This is a genomic window from Streptomyces sp. NPDC059080, from assembly GCF_042739975.1.
In the GTDB taxonomy this organism is placed as follows: domain Bacteria; phylum Actinomycetota; class Actinomycetes; order Streptomycetales; family Streptomycetaceae; genus Streptomyces; species Streptomyces benahoarensis.
Window position 1 is genome coordinate 1 of sequence record NZ_JBHYGX010000085.1, and the last position, 2,017, is coordinate 2,017.

A 2,017-nucleotide genomic window follows, 5' to 3' on the forward strand; every position below is an offset into this window, starting at 1 on the left:
AAAACAACCCACATATGTGTGTGTTATATTTTGGTCTGGCCCGCTCTATATCTTTTTTTAAAAAACAAAAAAAACACTTATTCAAAAAAAAAAAAAACGGCTCCATAAAGAGGAACCGTTTTGCTTCAAAAATCACGTTTTGTGTTATACTGGAGAAACGAAATTGTGTTTTCAAAATTGTCATTTTCGACATGATAACTTTTCTCGTAGTGTGGTTTTGCCGAACCCACTACTTTTTTTATGTCTCCGAACTTCATTTCTTCCCGTTCCGGCTTAACAATCCCTTTTGATTTTCGATACATATTCATTCCGGAAGGATACATGTGCAGCCGTCCGCCTTTTAAAAATTTCTTTTCCCGACCTTCTACGATCTTTGTTTGCACCTCACAGCCCTCTGAAGCCACTTTTAAGGCTGTTTCCCTGTCTTGGACATCTTCTAGGTCTATATCAGTCAAATAAGCGCTCAAATAGGCTCCTATGTTGTCTATATCCTTTAATGACTTGATTGTTACAAATCCTAAACCCCATAGACTCCTTAATTCAGCATTTTTAATATAAATCTTATCCAAATCATTAAAGCGCATTAAAACATGACAATGCCAGGCTCCACGTCCTTGTGGCTCTACCACCGATAAATAATCTATCGAACTTTCTTTCTTGTATTTATAACGCAACCTGTCGATAAAATTTTGAAAATCACTATAAAGTTTTTTCGTGTCCGTCATATTTTTCTTGTATGTCAAAGTTATATGTAATTCATTTGGCCGTCCTATAAAATTGTTATTTATCAAATAACGCAGCTTCTTAAAGGTTTGTCTCAAAGAATTATAATTTTCCTGCCGATTTTCCGAATGCTCGAACTCCCGGATCTCCCCAGTAGAGAGGTCTACAAACCTATCCTTGTCCAATTTTTTGATATTATTTTTCCGGTTCATCTTCTCCATATGCTGAACTTCAATGACGTGATTCATAGTGGTCACTTTTACAACATCATTTGGAGCTATGAAAACCGCGTCACCATTGCGTTTATCCATCCATTTCCCCTCAATTTTTCCTGTAATGTTTAATTAAAATCAAGTTAATAATAAAGAACCCCAAATCCGAAGTCAGTTTTTCAACAAAAATTAGCGTCCTTTTCCCAAATAGTCCCTATACAATTCCTTAATAGCAAACTCAATTACAGCATCTTTTGAAACTCTTCCAAATTCATTGTGTTTTGTAAAATGTTCGGCTAATAACTCTAGCTTTTTAAATGTTTCAACAGTAATTCGAGGTCCAATTTGTTTTTTCTCTTCCATCCAAACACACTCCTAACAAGTTGTTAACATAATTCTAACATTGGAAATAATAGAATTCAAGAACAGAAAAAAGAAGCACACTCGGAATGATATTTCGTTTCCTTTTGATTCCGAGCCTCCACCCCTTACAATCCCCAAAGGCAACCGACAAGGGAAAATTCGTCCCTTATCGGCACCTCCGGAAATTGTACAGCAAGGGGTCACTCCCAATAAAAAGACTACGACATATAAAACAGGTTTAGCTTCAGAGAAAAAGAGCATAAGGAAACTCGGTGCCACCCTAAAAAAAAGGGTGTCAAACAGGCTGTGCCTGTTGAGTTTCTATGCTCTTAGAACAGGTGCCGTTTTTGAAGCCAAAGATATAGCATAGATACCCCATAGATATAGCAGGGATATACCAAAATATCTCTAGAGATACGGGTATCTATGCTATATCTCTCTACAAGATTCCTCCACACGCTTGACGGAAATGCTTCAGCATTTTAGCACTCACTCGACAGAGTGTATAAGTGCGCCATTCGGAATTTCAAAGCTTCAAATTTCACAGAGAGTGCCCATTTATACACACCCCCTAAATCGTGGTGTGACAATGGGTTCTCGCCGGCTCGAAATCGGTTTGTCATTCTGACAAATAACCCATCGGGAAATAAAAAAAAATGCACAATAAATATTAAACTTTTTTCTTAAAAAAACAATTTTTGTGTTTATCAGCAGAAACT

2 protein-coding genes are annotated in these 2,017 nt (G+C 36.8%); both read right to left on the reverse strand.

Features of this window, described 5'->3' with window-relative positions:
• Window positions 1-125: 125 nt before the first annotated feature.
• Window positions 126-1,034, reverse strand: a complete 909-nt coding sequence (locus ACFWWQ_RS29615; protein WP_375839305.1) for a hypothetical protein — start codon at window positions 1,032-1,034, stop codon at window positions 126-128.
• A gap of 90 nt (window positions 1,035-1,124) precedes the next feature.
• Window positions 1,125-1,298 carry a hypothetical protein gene (locus ACFWWQ_RS29620; RefSeq protein ID WP_375839303.1) on the reverse strand — a complete coding sequence of 58 codons (174 nt, stop codon included), beginning with the start codon at window positions 1,296-1,298 and terminating at the stop codon, window positions 1,125-1,127.
• Between the last annotated feature and the right edge of the window lie 719 nt (window positions 1,299-2,017).